This window comes from Pseudomonas sp. RGB, from assembly GCF_007713445.1.
Classification (GTDB): Bacteria; Pseudomonadota; Gammaproteobacteria; order Pseudomonadales; family Pseudomonadaceae; genus Aquipseudomonas.
In genome coordinates this window covers 76593-92388 of sequence record NZ_VMSH01000001.1, presented here as the reverse complement: position 1 = coordinate 92388, position 15796 = coordinate 76593, and the positions used below count along the sequence as shown (strand labels likewise).

Below are 15796 nucleotides of genomic sequence, written 5' to 3'. Positions count from 1 at the left end.
CCGTTAAGGCGGCTGGGCTGGCGGGTTGTCGCGATACGTTGGTGCCTTGGCAGACATCGACCTAACGTTATGTAGTGCGCGGTTTTGCATACTACATGATGAGTTGCGGTTGTGAAAATTTGACTAAATACGTCGTTTAGCGACCCACTTTGGTCGTGCGGTCACAGTGGGGTATTGGATGTTCTCAAAAAACTATCAGATTGTTCCAGATAAATATAAAAATGGTACACGATTTGTTTTCGAGGGCGCCTGCGTCCACCTTGTAGATTGAATTCAGAGGGCTTCGCCATGGACCATCTTGTACTCACTATTATTGCCGCCGACAAACCCGGCTTGGTTGAACGCATTGCGCAGAATATTGCCGCCCACGATGGCAACTGGCTGGAGAGCCGAATGGCGCACATGGCCGGGCAGTTTGCCGGGATCCTGCGGGTCAGTGTTCCCGCCGAAAGTCGTCAGGGTTTGGTGAACGCGCTGGAGGACTTATCCACACACGGCATTCGCGTGCTGGTGGGTGAGGGCAGTTCAGGGCAGACCGCGGCGTCCAAGGCGATCCTGATGACGCTGGTGGGTAACGACCGTTCGGGCATCGTGCGCGAGATCACGGCGCTGTTGAGCAAACAGGGGGTGAACCTTGAAAGCCTGAGCACGGATGTGCGCCCGGCGCCCATGAGCGGTGATCCGTTGTTTACCGCCGAGGCATTGCTGCAGGTGCCGACAGCGTTATCCCTGGATACCTTGCAACTGTCCCTGGAAACCCTGGCGGATGACTTGATGGTCGAGTTACACCACGAAGAATAACGGCCCACAGGGTTATGCATGGAAATCTTGCATGGGCCTGTGGATAACCTGTAGAGACCCGGCGCCAGGCCACGTCGGCCGGGCTTCTTCTCGAGTTGAGCAAAAAACGAGCAGTTTCAAGGGCTTGTGCACAAATGGCGGGGATCAGGTTGTGGATAACCTTGGGGTTGATGTCTGCAAGCCAGGCCCGCTGTGGCTTGCAGAGGTTTGTACGTTATTTGATCAGCGTTTGCGGAGGGTCAGCCAGGCGTCCAGGCTGTAGACCACCAGGCCGGCCCAGATAAACGCGAACGCGATCAGCGTGCTGGTGGCCAAGTGTTCGCCGAACAGGAACACCGCTTCCAACAGCACCAGGGTGGGCGCCACATACTGCAAAAAACCCAGGGCGGTGTAGGGCAAATGCCGCGCAGCAGCGTTGAAACACACCAGTGGGATCAGCGTGACCGGGCCGGCCGCCACCAGCCACCAGGCTTCGGAAGTGCCCCAAAACTCAAGCTGTGCGCTGTGCGCCGACGGGTTGAACAGCAGCCAGGCGACAGCGATCGGCACCAGCATCCAGGTTTCCACCACCAACCCCGGTAGCGCCTTGACGGGCGCCTGCTTGCGGATCAGCCCGTAAAAGCCAAAGGTCAGCGCCAGCACCAGCGACACCCACGGCAAACTGCCCACCTGCCATACCTGCTGCGCCACACCCACCGCCGCCAGCCCGACGGCCATCCACTGCAAGCGCCGCAGGCGTTCGCCGAGAATCAGCATGCCCAGCAGCACATTCACCAGCGGGTTGATGTAATAACCCAGGCTCGCTTCGAGCATGCGCCCGCTGTTGACCGACCACACATACGTCAGCCAGTTGGCGGCAATCAACGCACCGCTCAGTGCCAGAATCGCCAGGCGCTTGGGGTTATCGCGCAGTTCACGAAACCAGCCCGGGTGTTTCCATACCATCAACAGCAAACCGCCAAACAGCGCCGACCACAGCACGCGGTGCACAATGATTTCGGCGGCGGGAACGCTGGCGATGGCTTTGAAATAGATCGGGAACAGGCCCCAGATGACATAGGCGCTCAGGCCCAGGATGTAACCCTTGCGGGGGTTGGCGGGTTGCATTGCGGAATCCTTGCATAGGCAGCTGACAAAGGCGCAATTGTAAGGATTTTTGTCAGGCGATGGGACGCTGCTTTTCTGTGGGAGCTGGCTTGCCTGCGATGGCATCACCTCAACGTGACTGATACACCGAAGTGCCTGCATCGCAGCGATGCCGCGACCCGACAAGCCAGCCCCCACAAGGCCTAGCGGCAGGGTCAGAACAGTTTCAGCGGTTCTTCATTGAGCGCCGACAGTTGTTCACGCAACGCCAACACCTGGTCGCCCCAATAGCGTTCGCTGCCGAACCACGGGAAGCTGTGAGGGAACGCCGGGTCATCCCAGCGCCGCGCCAGCCAGGCGCTGTAGTGCATCAGGCGCAAGGCGCGCAGGGGCTCGATCAAGGCCAGTTCGCGTGGGTCGAAGTCGTGAAACTCCTGATAGCCGTCCATCAATTCCGACAGCTGGCCCAGGCATTCCTGCCGATCACCGGCGAGCATCATCCACAAATCCTGTACGGCCGGGCCCATGCGGCAGTCATCCAGGTCGACGATATGGAACATCTCGTCGCGGCACATCATGTTGCCGGGGTGGCAGTCGCCGTGCATGCGGATGTTCTTGTGCGGCGTGGCTTTGTAGACCTCCTCCACGCGCTTGAGCAGGTCGCGGGCCACGGACTCGTAGGCTGGCAGCAGGCTTTTCGGAATGAAGTTGCCTTCCAGCAAGGTCGTGAGGGAGTCGTGACCGAAGTTCTTCACCCCCAATGCCTCGCGGTGTTCGAACGGGCGCGTTGAGCCGACGGCGTGCAAACGGCCAAGCAGCTGACCCAGGCGATACAGCTGATCAAGATTGCCCGGCTCCGGCGCACGGCCACCGCGGCGCGGAAACAGGGTGAAGCGGAAACCTGCGTGTTCGAACAGGCTTTCGCCGTTGTGGATCAACGGGGCGACCACCGGTACTTCGCACTCGGCCAGTTCGAAGGTGAAACGGTGTTCTTCAAGAATCGCTTCGTTGGTCCAGCGCTGCGGCCGATAGAACTTGGCGATCAGCGGTTCAGAGTCTTCGATACCCACTTGGTAGACGCGGTTTTCGTAGCTGTTGAGCGCCAGAATGCGAGCATCGCTGAGGAAGCCGATACTTTCGACAGCGTCGAGAACCAGGTCGGGGGTGAGTGTTTCAAACGGATGGGCCATGCGAACTCCTGCGCGCAGCAGGGCGCCGCGTCCGGCCCGGTATGGTAACGCACACGGCGATAGATAGGTGGTGTCTGTACTGGCCTCATCGGGGGCAAGCCCCCTCCCACAGCAGACCGCGTTTAACCTGTAGAAACGCGGTCAAGTGTGGGAGGGGGCTTGCCCCCGATTGGGCCTATCAGGCGCCGACAATCCCACCATCATCGCGCCGAATCGCCATCACCGACGAACGCGGCTTGCCGTTCGGCAGATGCTCCGGCCAGGTCGAACCGCCGGTTTCACCCGGGTGCTGAATGCCCACAAACAGCGTCTTCTGATCCGGCGAAAAACTGATGCCGGTGACCTCGCACGCCACTGGCCCGACCATGAACCGGCGGATTTCCCCGGTGCTCGGGTCGGCGCAGAGCATCTGGTTGTTGCCCATGCCGGCGAAATCACCCGCGTTGCTGTAGTCGCCATCGGTGAGAATCCACAGGCGTCCGGCCTTGTCGAAACCCAGGCCGTCCGGGCTGTTGAACATGTTTTGCGGGTTGATATTGGACGAGCCGCCCTTCGGTGTGCCGGCATGCACACCGGGGTTGCCGGCCACTACAAACAGGTCCCAGGAAAACGTGTTGGAGCCATGGTTATCGGCATCGGCTTTCCAGCGCAGGATCTGGCCGTAGACATTTTTCTCACGCGGGTTCGGGCCGCCTACCGGCTGACCTTCTTCACCACGTTTGGCGTTGTTGGTGAGGGTGCAATAGACCTGGCCGTCGGTAGGGCTGACCACGATCCATTCCGGGCGGTCCATGCGCGTGGCCTTGACCACGCTGGCGGCCAGGCGCGCGTGGATCAGCACTTCGGCCTGGCTGGTGAAACCGGTGCTGGCGTCGATGCCGTTTTTGCCATGGCTGAGTTCGACCCATTGGCCGGTGCCCTTGGGGTGGTCGGCGTTGCCGTCGCCTGCGTCGAAGATCGCCACATACAAGGTGCCGTGGTCGAGCAGGTCTTTGTTGGCCTTGGGGTTCTTGTGGTTGATCTTGTCGCGGCTGACGAACTTGTAGATAAACTCGCCGCGCTCGTCATCGCCCATGTACACCACGGCGCGGCCATCGCGGGTTTCAGCCAGGGCGGCATTTTCGTGCTTGAAGCGGCCCAGGGCGGTGCGTTTGGTCGGAGTGGATTGCGGGTCGAATGGGTCGATTTCCACTACCCAGCCATGGCGGTTGAGTTCATTGGGGTTCTTGGCCATGTCGAAACGCGGGTCGTGTTGATGCCAGTTGATCTCTTTGCTGGCTGCCACCACGCCATAGCGTTTTTGCCCGGCGTCGAAGGCCTGTTGTGGGTTGCTGCTGCCAAAGCAGTCGGTGAAGTTCTCTTCGCACGTCAGATAGGTGCCCCACGGGGTCTTGCCGTTGGCGCAGTTCTGGAAGGTGCCGAGGACTTTTTTACCGGTTTTGTCGGCGCGGGTTTTCAGCCAGTCGTGACCCGCCGCCGGACCGCTCAGGCGGATCGGCGAGTTGCCGTGGATGCGCCGGTTGTAGCGCGAGTCCTGCACGAACTGCCAGGTGTCGCCCGTGCGCCGCACTTCGATCACCGACACGCCTTCACTGGCCTGAGCCTTGTGCACGTCTTCGGCCGATTGCGGCGCGCCGCCGTGGGCGTAGAGGTAACGGTAATTGGTGTATTCGTTGTTGATCGCCATCAGCGCGCGGTTGGTGTCACCGGGGAAGGCGAACAGGCTCATCCCGTCGTTGTTGTCACCGAACTGTTGCTCCTGGGCCTTGGCGCTGCCGTTGCCAGAGGGGTCGAACGCCGGCGCGTTTTTGTGCAATGGCTGGCCCCAGCTGATCAGCACCGAAGCACTGTAGCCGGGTGGCAGGCTGATGGCGTCGCGGGTGTCGGCGGCGATGCTGGGGAAGCCCAGCAACGGGCTGCTGGACGCGGCGTTGACAGCCAGGGCGCTGCGGCTCAGCAGGTTGCCGCCGAGGAACATCGCGGCGCCGCACAAGGCCCCCGCGCCGATGAAACGGCGGCGGGTGAGGCCGACCATCTGTTCGAGGTCGGTGGCTTGGTTGTCTTCTAATAGGCTCATTTCAGGCTCCCTGCGGTTTTTGCAGACACCTTAAGGAGCGCGCGTGACGAAATTGTTGCAGTTTGAAGTAGCCCTCGCGCTACACCGGCGTGCCGAGCAACACGTTGCTGGGCGAGAACTGCACCTGAATTGGCTGGCCCTCGGCGGCCTTCAGTGCCTTGAGCGCGGCGGGCTGCGCCAGGGCGCATAAAACCTGGCCGTTGGGCAGGGTGATGCGCACCTCGCTGGGGCCATCCTCGGCGTCGAGAATCGTCTCGATCACACCGCTCATGCAATTGTGTCCAGGTGTTGCTGCCTGCTCCAGGCCGAGCAACTCCAGCCAGCCGGCCTTGATCAAGGCGACCACTTCAACGCCGGCCTCGAGTTCCAGGCGCTGCGTGCTGTCGTGGGTGATCTGTGCGCTCAGGCTCAAGTCGCCCGACAGTTGCAGGCGGATCATGTCATTGCGGCCATGGCTTTCAATCGCGATGACCCGGCCGTGCAATTGGTTGCGCGCGCTGGTGCGCAGCATCAGCCGGCCGAGCAGGTTGAAGTCGCTCGCGTCTTCATCCGAGCCCAGCACCTGGGCCTGCAACACTTGCAAACGCTGGTAAAGGCGCAGCACGCGCTCACCCTCGGCCGTCAGCTTGGCGCCGCCGCCGCCTTTGCCGCCGACGCTGCGTTCCACCAGCGGTTTTTGCGCCAGATTGTTCAGCTCGTCGATGGCATCCCAGGCGGCCTTGTAACTCAAACCGGCGCTTTTGGCCGCACGGGTGATCGAGCCTTGCTCGGCGATGTGCGCCAGCAAGGCGATGCGCTGGGGGCGGCGGATGATGTGTTGGCTGAGCGAGGTCGGCAGAGACATGTGGATACGCTTCTATAAGGTCAGCGGACGTTGCAGGCGTGGCGCACGCGAGTCAAGTCATGCCCCGGGTTTAGGTGTGCGTGCCAGGCAGTACACATCGACTTGCCGCGCCCCCGCGTCCATCAGCAACCGCGCCAGGCTGTGGGCGGTGGCGCCGGTGGTCAGTACGTCGTCGACCAGCGCCAGGTGGCGGCCTTGCACCTGAGCGTCGGGAGCCAGTGCAAACGCGGCGAGCAGGTTGCGTTTGCGGGTTTTGGCGTCGAGGGCTTGTTGCGCGACGGTTTCATGGGGGCGTAACAACAGGTGGTCATCGTGCGGGATATCAAGCTGTTCACTCAGCCAGCGTGACAGCATCAGCGCTTGGTTGAAGCCGCGTTCGCGCAGGCGCTTACGCGCCAGGGGCACGGGCAGCAGGCAGTCGGGGCGCTCGAGTTCGGCGTTGTCAAAACGGTGTTGCAGGTGATGCCCCAGCAGGCGCGCGAGCAGGTGGCCGAGGGGCCAGCGTGACTGATGCTTGAAGCGGCTGATCAGGGTGTCGACCGGAAAGCTGAAAGACCACGGTGCGACGACGTGTTTAAACGCAGGCGGGTTTTTCAGGCATTGGCCGCAGATCAAACCGCTGGTTGGCAGCGGCAAGGCGCACACCTCGCATTGCGCCAGCAACCATGGCAGCTCTGTTTCGCAGACGTTGCACACACAATCGGCCGATTCTGTGGCTTCATCGCAAACTAAACACGTCTGGTTGTTTTTTAGCCAGATGTAAACCTCGCGTTTGTATCCTGGTTGACAGTGCATGAATCTTCCTTAAATATGCCGAGCATCCGTGTCGTGACTGTGGGTATTGCCCTTCCCGCAGCGAAAGCCCAAGCATAATCAAGGAATCGCCCATGAGCGCCAGCACCACTGCCACCCTGCGTCACGATTGGTCCTTAGCCGAAGTCAAAGCGCTGTTTGTGCAGCCTTTCAATGACCTGTTGTTCCAGGCGCAGACCGTGCACCGCGCGCATTTCGACGCCAACCGCGTGCAGGTGTCGACGTTGCTGTCGATCAAAACCGGCGCCTGCCCGGAAGATTGCAAATATTGTCCGCAGTCGGGCCACTACAACACTGGCCTGGAAAAAGAAAAGCTGATGGAAGTGCAGAAGGTCCTCGAAGAGGCCGCCCGCGCCAAGGCTATTGGTTCGACCCGCTTCTGCATGGGCGCCGCGTGGAAACACCCGTCGGCCAAAGACATGCCGTACGTGCTCGAAATGGTCAAAGGCGTGAAGGCCATGGGCCTGGAAACCTGCATGACGCTCGGCCGTCTCGACCAGGACCAGACCGAGGCCCTGGCCCAGGCCGGCCTCGACTACTACAACCACAACCTCGACACCTCGCCTGAGTTCTACGGTTCGATCATCACCACGCGCACTTACAGCGAGCGCCTGCAAACCCTGGCCTATGTGCGCGATTCGGGCATGAAGATCTGCTCGGGTGGCATCCTCGGCATGGGCGAGTCCCTCGACGACCGCGCCAACCTGCTGATCCAGCTGGCCAACCTGCCGGAGCATCCGGAGTCGGTGCCGATCAACATGCTGGTGAAGGTGGCCGGTACGCCGCTGGAAAACGCCGATGACATCGACCCGTTCGACTTCATCCGCATGCTCGCCGTGGCGCGCATCCTGATGCCGCAGTCGCACGTGCGCCTGTCCGCCGGCCGCGAAGCCATGAACGAGCAGATGCAGGCCCTGGCGTTCTTTGCCGGCGCCAACTCGATCTTCTACGGCGACAAGCTGCTGACCACCGCCAACCCGCAGGCTGACAAGGACATGCAGCTGTTTGCGCGCCTGGGCATCCTGCCGGAAGCCCGTGAAGAGCATGCCGATGAAGTGCATCAGGCGGCGATCGAGCAGGCGCTGGTGGAACAGAAGAGCAGCGAGCAGTTTTATAACGCCGTGGTTTGACGCCGATCCCCTATTTGGAATGCATTCCAAATGTGGGAGCGGGCTTGCTCGCGAATGCGGTGGATCAGTGAAAGATAGGTTGACTGACGCACCGCATTCGCGAGCAAGCCCGCTCCCACATTTTTGACCGAGTTGAACCGCTAATCCGAGGCCTGCATGTCTTTTGATCTCGCCGCGCGTCTCGCTGCCCGTCGTGCCGAACACCTTTACCGTCAACGCCCTTTGCTCCAGAGCCCGCAAGGCCCTGAAGTCGTGGTGGACGGCCAACCGTTGCTGGCGTTCTGCAACAACGATTACCTGGGCCTGGCCAATCACCCGCACGTGATCGAAGCCTGGCGCGCCGGTGCGTCCCGTTGGGGCGTGGGCGGTGGCGCGTCCCACTTGGTGGTTGGCCATGCCACGCCGCACCATGAACTGGAAGAAGCCCTGGCCGACCTGACCGGGCGCCCGCGCGCGTTACTGTTCACCACCGGCTACATGGCCAACCTCGGCGCCGTCACGGCGCTGGTGGGGCAGGGCGACACGGTGCTGCAAGACCGTCTCAACCATGCCTCATTGCTGGATGCCGGCTTGCTCAGCGGTGCGCGGTTCAACCGCTATTTACACAACGACGCCGCCAGCCTGGCCAAGCGGTTGGAGAAGGCTACCGGCAACACGCTGGTGGTCACCGACGGCGTTTTCAGCATGGACGGCGATCTGGCCGACCTGCCCGCGCTGGCCCGTGAAACCAAGGCCAAAGGCGCCTGGTTGATGGTGGATGATGCTCACGGCTTCGGCCCGCTGGGTGCCACTGGCGGCGGGATCGTCGAGCATTTCGGCTTGAGCCAGGAGGATGTGCCGGTGCTGGTCGGCACGCTGGGCAAAGCCTTTGGCACCGCCGGAGCGTTTGTGGCGGGCAGCGAAGAGCTGATCGAAAGCCTGATCCAGTTCGCCCGGCCTTACATCTACACCACCAGCCAACCGCCGGCGTTGGCCTGCGCAACTTTGAAAAGCCTGGAGCTGCTGCGCACCGAGCATTGGCGACGCGAGCATCTCAATGGCCTGATCCGCCAGTTCCGCCGGGGCGCCGAACAGCTCGGCCTGGACCTGATGGACAGCTTCACGCCGATCCAGCCCATCCTGATTGGCGACAGTGCCCGCGCCGTGCGTCTGTCGCAGCTGCTGCGCGAGCGTGGCCTGATGGTCACCGCGATCCGGCCGCCCACCGTACCTGCCGGCGGTGCGCGTTTGCGCGTGACGTTGACGGCGGCCCACAGCGCGGCGCAGGTGCAGCTATTGTTAAACGCATTGGAAGAGTGTTTCCGCTTGTTAGGCGCCATGGAGCCCGACCATGCGTGATCGACTGATAGTGCTGCCCGGCTGGGGCCTTGGCGTATCGCCACTGGAGCCCTTGGCCGCAGCCTTGCGCGGCCTCGACGAACACCTGCAGGTGCAGATCGAGCCATTGCCGACGCTGCAATCGAGTGACTTGGGTGAATGGCTCGACGAACTCGACGCCACGCTGCCCGACAACGCCTGGCTGGGTGGTTGGTCCCTGGGCGGCATGCTCGCGTCGGAGCTGGCGGCGCGCCGCGGCGAACGTTGCTGCGGCTTGCTGACGTTGGCGAGCAACCCGTGTTTTGTCGCCCATGCCGGGTGGCCCAGCGCGATGCCGGCTGAGACGTTCGATGCGTTTCTCGCCGGCTGCCATGCCGACTCCCAGGTCACCCTCAAACGCTTCGGCCTGCTGTGTGCCAAGGGGACGCAAGACCCGCGCGGGCTCTCGCGTTTGTTGGTCAGCGGCGCGCCGAATACGCCTTCCAGCGAATTGATGACCGGCCTTGAGTTGCTGGCTCAACTGGATACCCGCGAAGCCTTGCTCGGCTATCGCGGCCCACAGTTGCATCTGTTCGCTGGCTTGGATGGTCTGGTGCCCGCGCAGGCGGCTGGCGACTTGCTGGCGCTGCTCCCCGATGTAGAAATCGGCCTGATTGAACAGGCCGGTCACGCTTTTCTTCTGGAAGACCCTCACGGTGTAGCGGGGGCCATCCAGGCTTTTTTGCACGAGTGCGTTGATGACTGATTTATCCCACCCAACACTGCCGGGCGCCTTGCCGGACAAGCGCCAGGTGGCGGCGTCTTTCTCCCGCGCCGCCGCCAGTTACGACAGCGTGGCCGCGTTGCAGCGCGCAGTGGGTTACGAGCTGTTGGCTCGCCTGCCGACGGGCGCCGCGCCGCAACGCTGGCTGGACCTGGGCTCGGGCACCGGTTTTTTCAGCCGCGTGCTGGGCGAGCGATTGCCCGCCAGCCAGGGCGTGGCGGTGGATATTGCCGAAGGCATGCTCAACCACGCGCGGCCATTGGGCGGCGCGCAGCACTTTATTGCCGGTGATGCTGAACGCCTGCCGTTACAGGGCAACAGTTGCGGGCTGATCTTCTCCAGCCTGGCGGTGCAGTGGTGTGCAAATTTTGACGCCGTGCTCCGCGAGGCTTATCGCGTGCTGCAACCCGGCGGGGTGTTGGCGTTTGCCAGCTTGTGCGTGGGCACGCTGAGTGAGCTACGCGAAAGCTGGCGGGCCGCGGATGGCCTGGTGCACGTCAATCGCTTCCGCACTTTTGAGGCTTATCAACAGCTGTGCGCCGCCAGCGGCTTGCGGGTGGTGAGCCTGGAGCGCCGGCCGCACGTGCTGCATTACCCGGATGTGCGCAGCCTGACTCACGAGCTCAAAGCATTGGGCGCGCATAACCTGAACCCGGGCCGCCCGGGAGGGTTGACGGGGCGCGCGAGGATTGTTGCACTGGTGGGCGCTTACGAGCAGTTCCGTCAGGCCCAAGGCCTGCCCGCCACGTACCAAGTGGTGTATGCCGTACTGGAGAAACCTCTATGAGCGCCGCTTACTTCATCACCGGCACCGACACCGATGTTGGCAAGACCACCATTGCCGCCGGCCTGCTGCACGCCGCAAGGCTTGCGGGTAAAAGCACCGCCGCTGGCAAGCCCGTGGCTTCGGGTTGCCAGGTCACCCCCAAAGGATTACGCAATGCCGATGCCTTGGCGCTGTTGGCTGAGTGTTCGTTGCCGTTGAGCTATGCCGAGGTCAACCCGGCGGCGTTCGAGCCCGCGATTGCACCGCACCTGGCGGCGCGGGAGGCGGGCGTGGCGCTGACGGTGCAATCGCTGTTGAAACCGATGCAGCAGATTCTGGCGCGGCAGGCGGATTTCACCTTGATTGAAGGCGCGGGTGGCTGGCGGGTGCCCTTGGCCGATCAGGACAACCTGTCGGACCTGGCCAAGGCGCTCAAGCTGCCGGTGATCCTGGTGGTGGGCGTGCGTCTGGGCTGTATCAGCCATGCGTTGCTCACCGCGGAAGCCATAGCGCGAGACGGCTTGCCGTTGGCAGGCTGGGTGGCGAATATCATCGACCCCAAGACCTCTCGTCTGGAAGAGAACCTCGCCACCCTGGCTGAGCGGTTACCTGCGCCTTGCCTTGGGCGCGTGCCAAAACTCAAGCAGGCCAGCGCCGAAGCCGTCGCCGAATACCTGGAACTGGACCTGCTTGACTGATTTTGGCTATCGCTAAGGCATTATGCCATTAGTGTTTTTGACGGGCGTTTTGCCGGGATGTCTGCTTCAATTCAGGTTCACGATTCTCTAAAGGCAGGCTTACGCCATGGAAATCTCTGGAAGCAGCGCGTTTTATTCGGGGCTGAGCACGATTCAGGCCGGGCAGAACCGCGTCGACCAGGCCGCCGGCAAGATTGCCAGCGCCGCGACCACCCAGCCATCGGACGCACAAAGCGACCGTCTACAAGCCAACGACCGTGCCCAGCCATCCAACTCGGCGAGCAACATGGTTGAAATGGCTCAAGGCAAGTTTCAAGTGGAGCTGGGCGTCAAAGTCGCCAAGGCTTCGGATGAAATGCTGGGCACGCTGATCGATACCTACGCTTAACCCCTCTCTTTCCAGGTATGCCGGCTCTTGTGTGAGAGCTGGCTTGCCTGCGACAGCTTCTACTCGGCCCCCCTTGGTACACCGCGGCGCCTGTATTGCAGGCAAGCCCGCTTTCACATTGGTCCTGCTTCGTCTGACTGACTTTTACACCGCTCAATCATGTGGCGCCTTGCCGCAGGCCTTGCCGTGCCTGATGTTGATCCGCGTCATGACAAATGGCAGCGGGACGATGCTTGACAACCCCAGGTCGTAAACGTATGTTTCAAACACCTGTTTGACCGCCACGACGCATCCACGCGGTTGTTCATCCCAGATACATCAGCAGAGGTTTATCGCTATGCCTGACTACAAGGCCCCCTTGCGTGATATTCGCTTCGTTCGTGACGAACTGCTCGGTTATGAAGCGCACTATCAGAGCCTGCCGGCTTGCCAGGACGCTACCCCGGACATGGTTGACGCCATCCTCGAAGAAGGCGCCAAGTTCTGTGAGCAAGTGCTGGCACCGTTGAACCGCGTGGGCGACATCGAAGGCTGTACCTGGAGCGAGTCAGGCGTTAAGACCCCGACGGGTTTCAAAGAAGCCTACAAACAATTCGTTGAAGGCGGCTGGCCAAGCCTGGCCCACGACGTGGAGCACGGCGGCCAAGGCCTGCCGGAGTCCCTGGGCCTCGCAGTCAGCGAAATGGTTGGCACTGCCAACTGGTCGTGGGGCATGTACCCGGGCCTGTCGCACGGTGCGATGAACACCATCTCTGAGCACGGCACCCCAGAGCAGCAAAATGCCTACCTGACCAAACTGGTCTCGGGCGAGTGGACCGGCACCATGTGCCTGACCGAACCCCATTGCGGTACCGACCTGGGCATGTTGCGCACCAAGGCTGAGCCTCAGGCCGACGGTTCTTACAAAGTCTCTGGCACCAAGATCTTCATCTCGGCCGGTGAACACGACATGGCCGACAACATCGTCCACATCGTGCTGGCCCGCCTGCCGGACGCACCGGCTGGCACCAAAGGCATTTCGCTGTTTATCGTGCCCAAATTCCTGCCAAACGCAGACGGCTCGATTGGCCAGCGCAACGCGGTGTCCTGTGGTTCCCTGGAACACAAGATGGGTATCCACGGCAACGCCACCTGCGTGATGAACTTCGACGCGGCCACCGGTTTCCTGATCGGCCCGGCGAACAAAGGCCTGAACTGCATGTTCACCTTTATGAACACCGCACGCCTGGGCACTGCGCTGCAAGGCCTGTCCCACGCTGAAATCGGTTTCCAGGGTGGCCTGAAATACGCCCGCGATCGCCTGCAAATGCGTTCGCTGACCGGCCCGAAAGCACCGGACAAAGCCGCTGACCCGATCATCGTGCACCCTGACGTGCGCCGCATGCTGCTGACCATGAAAGCCTTCGCCGAAGGCAACCGTGCGATGGTGTACTTCACCGCCAAGCAAGTGGACATCGTCAAATACGGCACCGACGACGAAGCGAAGAAGCAGGCCGATGCCCTGCTGGCATTCATGACCCCGATCGCCAAGGCGTTCATGACCGAAGTCGGTTTTGAAGCCGCCAACCACGGCGTGCAAATCTACGGCGGCCACGGCTTCATTGCCGAGTGGGGCATGGAGCAGAACGTTCGCGACAGTCGCATTTCGATGCTGTACGAAGGCACCACCGGTATCCAGGCGCTGGACCTGCTCGGCCGTAAGGTGCTGATGACTCAAGGCGAAGCGCTCAAGGGCTTCACCAAGATCGTGCACAAGTTCTGCCAGGCCAACGAAGGCAACGAAGCGGTTAAAGAGTTCGTCGCACCGCTGGCCGCGCTGAACAAGGAATGGGGCGAGTTGACCATGAAGGTCGGCATGGCTGCGATGAAAGACCGTGAAGAAGTCGGTGCCGCTTCGGTGGATTACCTGATGTACTCCGGTTACGCGTGCCTGGCTTACTTCTGGGCCGACATGGCGCGCCTGGCTGCCGAGAAACTGGCTGCCGGCACCAGCGAAGAGGCCTTCTACACCGCTAAGCTGCAGACTGCGCGCTTCTACTTCCAGCGCATTCTGCCGCGCACCCGCACCCACGTTGCAACCATGCTGTCGGGCGCCAACAACCTGATGGACATGAAGGAAGAGAACTTCGACCTGGGCTACTAAGCCTCGGCGGGTTCATGAAAAAGCCGCCGCTCTTTCGGGAGCGGCGGCTTTTTTGTGGGGGCCAGCAACGCGGCGCTTAAGGTGTCGGGATATAAGGCGCGCCGTCGCAGTAAGTGTTGCCCGGCAAAACGCCCCTGACTGGAATGTCCGTCGGTGGCGACTGAAGCAATTGCCCGGCGGCATTCTGCGTCGTGTAGCTGAGGTACATGACGCCCCTGCCGATCACCCGCATGGTGGCCGAATACTGCAGGTACACGGTTTGCCCGGTGGTGGAAGCCGCGGCAGCCCACACAATCGGGACAGTCAGTGGGGGCGTAATGGGGTTCGAACCGTCATCCTGACGGCTCATTACGCACGTCAATGTCCCCGCCGTGTTGGCACGCAGGAGCGCAGAGGGCGGGATAAATACACCGATAGATCGGTTTAAAAAGGTCAGGCTCGAAGGCTGCGGCGAGGCGCAAGTGAGATTGCCGCCGATAAGGTTGAGCACCTGCGGCTGCGCCAGCGTCATCAACGGCGAGAAGTTCAAGATGAGATTTCTGGTAGGTCCCTCCACGAAGGTGGTCCCCCTGGTGATGCGGAATTTTATCTGGGCGGGCGTGTTGTTGCTGGCGGCGCCCGGAAGGATGGCCAGTAATTGCGCCGTCGTGATCACAAGGCGCAGCGGCAGTGGTTGGCCCACGTAAACCACAGGCGGCGCCAAGACGGTATTCGTGCCCACGACAACGGCCACAGCGTCGTTGATCTGCAAATTGGTGACACTGTCCAGCCAAACCTCCATCCCGCCTAGCCCGCTCAGGTCGATATCGGCCTGAGTCACCGTGTTGTCGGGCGCAATCGCCTGTGTCACGCGCGGAGCGGCAATGTTTGAAGGGGTCAATTGCAGCGCGACCCTGAGTTCCAGAATCAACGAATCACGTGAGCGGTTGCCTAGCCGGTCCAGGAAGCGGTAGGTCAGTTGCATGAGGCCGTTGCCGCGCTCGCGAATCACGGAGGCCGGTACTGAAATCAGGCGCGGGGCCGGATAGTCGGGCAAGGTAACAGGGCCCGGAGGTGCGAAAGGAAACTGCATGTGCCGGTCGGTAATGCCGTAGTAGGGAATGACCCTCAGCGCCACCTGGGCGTTGATCTCTGTGTGCTCGGGAATCCGGAACACGACCGGGTCATTGCTGGCCAGATACTCATCGGTAATCGTCGCAGTTGCCAGGTTCAATGGCAGCAGCGGGGCTGGCGGTGTGATGGTCAGGTAACCAAAAGGTGGCGTTTTATGCACCCGCAGCGGGGTGCTGGCGGTGGCGCGCAGAACGTTGTCACCGGCTTCCAGGATGTAGGTCAGCAGATAATCGCCTTCACTGCCCACGAAGCGGCGCGGCACTGGCATTTCAATGTCTGCTGTGGGGTAAGACGGCAACTGGAGGTAAGCGATGACTTGGTGTTCATTCGGCGGGGGCAGCTCGGCATACACCCGGATAATGGGCTGGGCCCCGGCAGGCCCCGGTTGCGGCAACGCTGGAATCCGGATTCGCAGGTCACGTTCAGCCGCCGTCAGCGGCACCATGCCGCCGGTTCCGGGCAGAGCATCCACCACAATCAAGGGCGGCAGCGAGGGTATGGCGTTACGAATCAGGAACTGAGAGCTGGTGCTCACCAGTTCGGATACCAAGGTTTCCATGAGGGTCACTCCCATCGTGTTTAAGGGACACTCCCTGTCCCGAATACTCGCTGGGCGGTATTGAGTGGTACGCGCAATTAAACATGCCAATCCTGCCGGCGACTACTG

General features: G+C 61.7%; 14 protein-coding genes. 8 read left to right on the top strand and 6 right to left on the bottom strand.

Annotated elements, in window-relative coordinates:
* Positions 1-288: 288 nt before the first annotated feature.
* The gene (locus tag FPT15_RS00425; protein ID WP_145157496.1) at positions 289-801 is read left to right on the top strand and encodes a glycine cleavage system protein R; all 513 of its coding nucleotides are present in this window, start codon (positions 289-291) and stop codon (positions 799-801) included.
* Positions 802-1023: 222 nt separating this feature from the next.
* Here the strand turns inward: FPT15_RS00425 and rarD are convergent, their stop codons facing one another.
* The 5 genes from rarD to FPT15_RS00400 all read right to left on the bottom strand — a co-directional run bounded on the left by rarD (position 1024) and on the right by FPT15_RS00400 (position 6793).
* Positions 1024-1908 (bottom strand): EamA family transporter RarD, encoded by an 885-nt coding sequence (rarD, locus tag FPT15_RS00420; RefSeq protein ID WP_145157495.1) that lies wholly within the window; start codon positions 1906-1908, stop codon positions 1024-1026.
* A gap of 194 nt (positions 1909-2102) precedes the next feature.
* A complete protein-coding gene (locus tag FPT15_RS00415) occupies positions 2103-3077 on the bottom strand; it encodes a serine/threonine protein kinase (RefSeq protein ID WP_106575556.1) in 975 nt (324 codons plus the stop codon).
* Positions 3078-3255: 178 nt separating this feature from the next.
* Positions 3256-5154: a PhoX family phosphatase gene (locus tag FPT15_RS00410; RefSeq protein WP_145157494.1), complete on the bottom strand. Its 1899-nt coding sequence runs from the start codon at positions 5152-5154 to the stop codon at positions 3256-3258.
* A 79-nt stretch (positions 5155-5233) separates the two neighbouring features.
* The gene (locus FPT15_RS00405) at positions 5234-5998 is read right to left on the bottom strand and encodes a TOBE domain-containing protein (RefSeq protein WP_145157493.1); all 765 of its coding nucleotides are present in this window, start codon (positions 5996-5998) and stop codon (positions 5234-5236) included.
* Positions 5999-6055: 57 nt separating this feature from the next.
* On the bottom strand, positions 6056-6793 hold the full coding sequence (locus FPT15_RS00400; RefSeq protein WP_145157492.1) for a ComF family protein: 738 nt from the start codon (positions 6791-6793) through the stop codon (positions 6056-6058).
* Positions 6794-6885: 92 nt separating this feature from the next.
* Between FPT15_RS00400 and bioB the strand changes: the two genes are divergently transcribed.
* From bioB to FPT15_RS00365, 7 genes are all read left to right on the top strand, one after another.
* Positions 6886-7941, top strand: a complete 1056-nt coding sequence (bioB, locus tag FPT15_RS00395) for a biotin synthase BioB (protein WP_145157491.1) — start codon at positions 6886-6888, stop codon at positions 7939-7941.
* Between the two features lie 156 nt (positions 7942-8097).
* A complete protein-coding gene (bioF, locus tag FPT15_RS00390) occupies positions 8098-9279 on the top strand; it encodes an 8-amino-7-oxononanoate synthase (RefSeq protein ID WP_145157490.1) in 1182 nt (393 codons plus the stop codon).
* Positions 9272-10003 (top strand): alpha/beta fold hydrolase, encoded by a 732-nt coding sequence (locus FPT15_RS00385; protein WP_145157489.1) that lies wholly within the window; start codon positions 9272-9274, stop codon positions 10001-10003. The genes bioF and FPT15_RS00385 overlap by 8 nt, the downstream gene beginning before the upstream one ends.
* Positions 9996-10808 (top strand): malonyl-ACP O-methyltransferase BioC, encoded by an 813-nt coding sequence (bioC, locus tag FPT15_RS00380; protein ID WP_145157488.1) that lies wholly within the window; start codon positions 9996-9998, stop codon positions 10806-10808. The genes FPT15_RS00385 and bioC overlap by 8 nt, the downstream gene beginning before the upstream one ends.
* On the top strand, positions 10805-11485 hold the full coding sequence (gene bioD, locus FPT15_RS00375; RefSeq protein WP_145157487.1) for a dethiobiotin synthase: 681 nt from the start codon (positions 10805-10807) through the stop codon (positions 11483-11485). The genes bioC and bioD overlap by 4 nt, the downstream gene beginning before the upstream one ends.
* Positions 11486-11591: 106 nt before the next feature.
* Entirely contained in the window at positions 11592-11873 is a 282-nt protein-coding gene (locus tag FPT15_RS00370; protein WP_065871814.1) for a pyrroloquinoline quinone biosynthesis protein PqqE, read from the top strand.
* Positions 11874-12210: 337 nt separating this feature from the next.
* The gene (locus tag FPT15_RS00365) at positions 12211-14016 is read left to right on the top strand and encodes a phenylacyl-CoA dehydrogenase (protein ID WP_145157486.1); all 1806 of its coding nucleotides are present in this window, start codon (positions 12211-12213) and stop codon (positions 14014-14016) included.
* A gap of 76 nt (positions 14017-14092) precedes the next feature.
* On the opposite strand, the gene FPT15_RS00360 is transcribed toward FPT15_RS00365, so the two are convergent.
* On the bottom strand, positions 14093-15688 hold the full coding sequence (locus FPT15_RS00360) for a hypothetical protein (protein WP_145157485.1): 1596 nt from the start codon (positions 15686-15688) through the stop codon (positions 14093-14095).
* Positions 15689-15796: the final 108 nt, after the last annotated feature.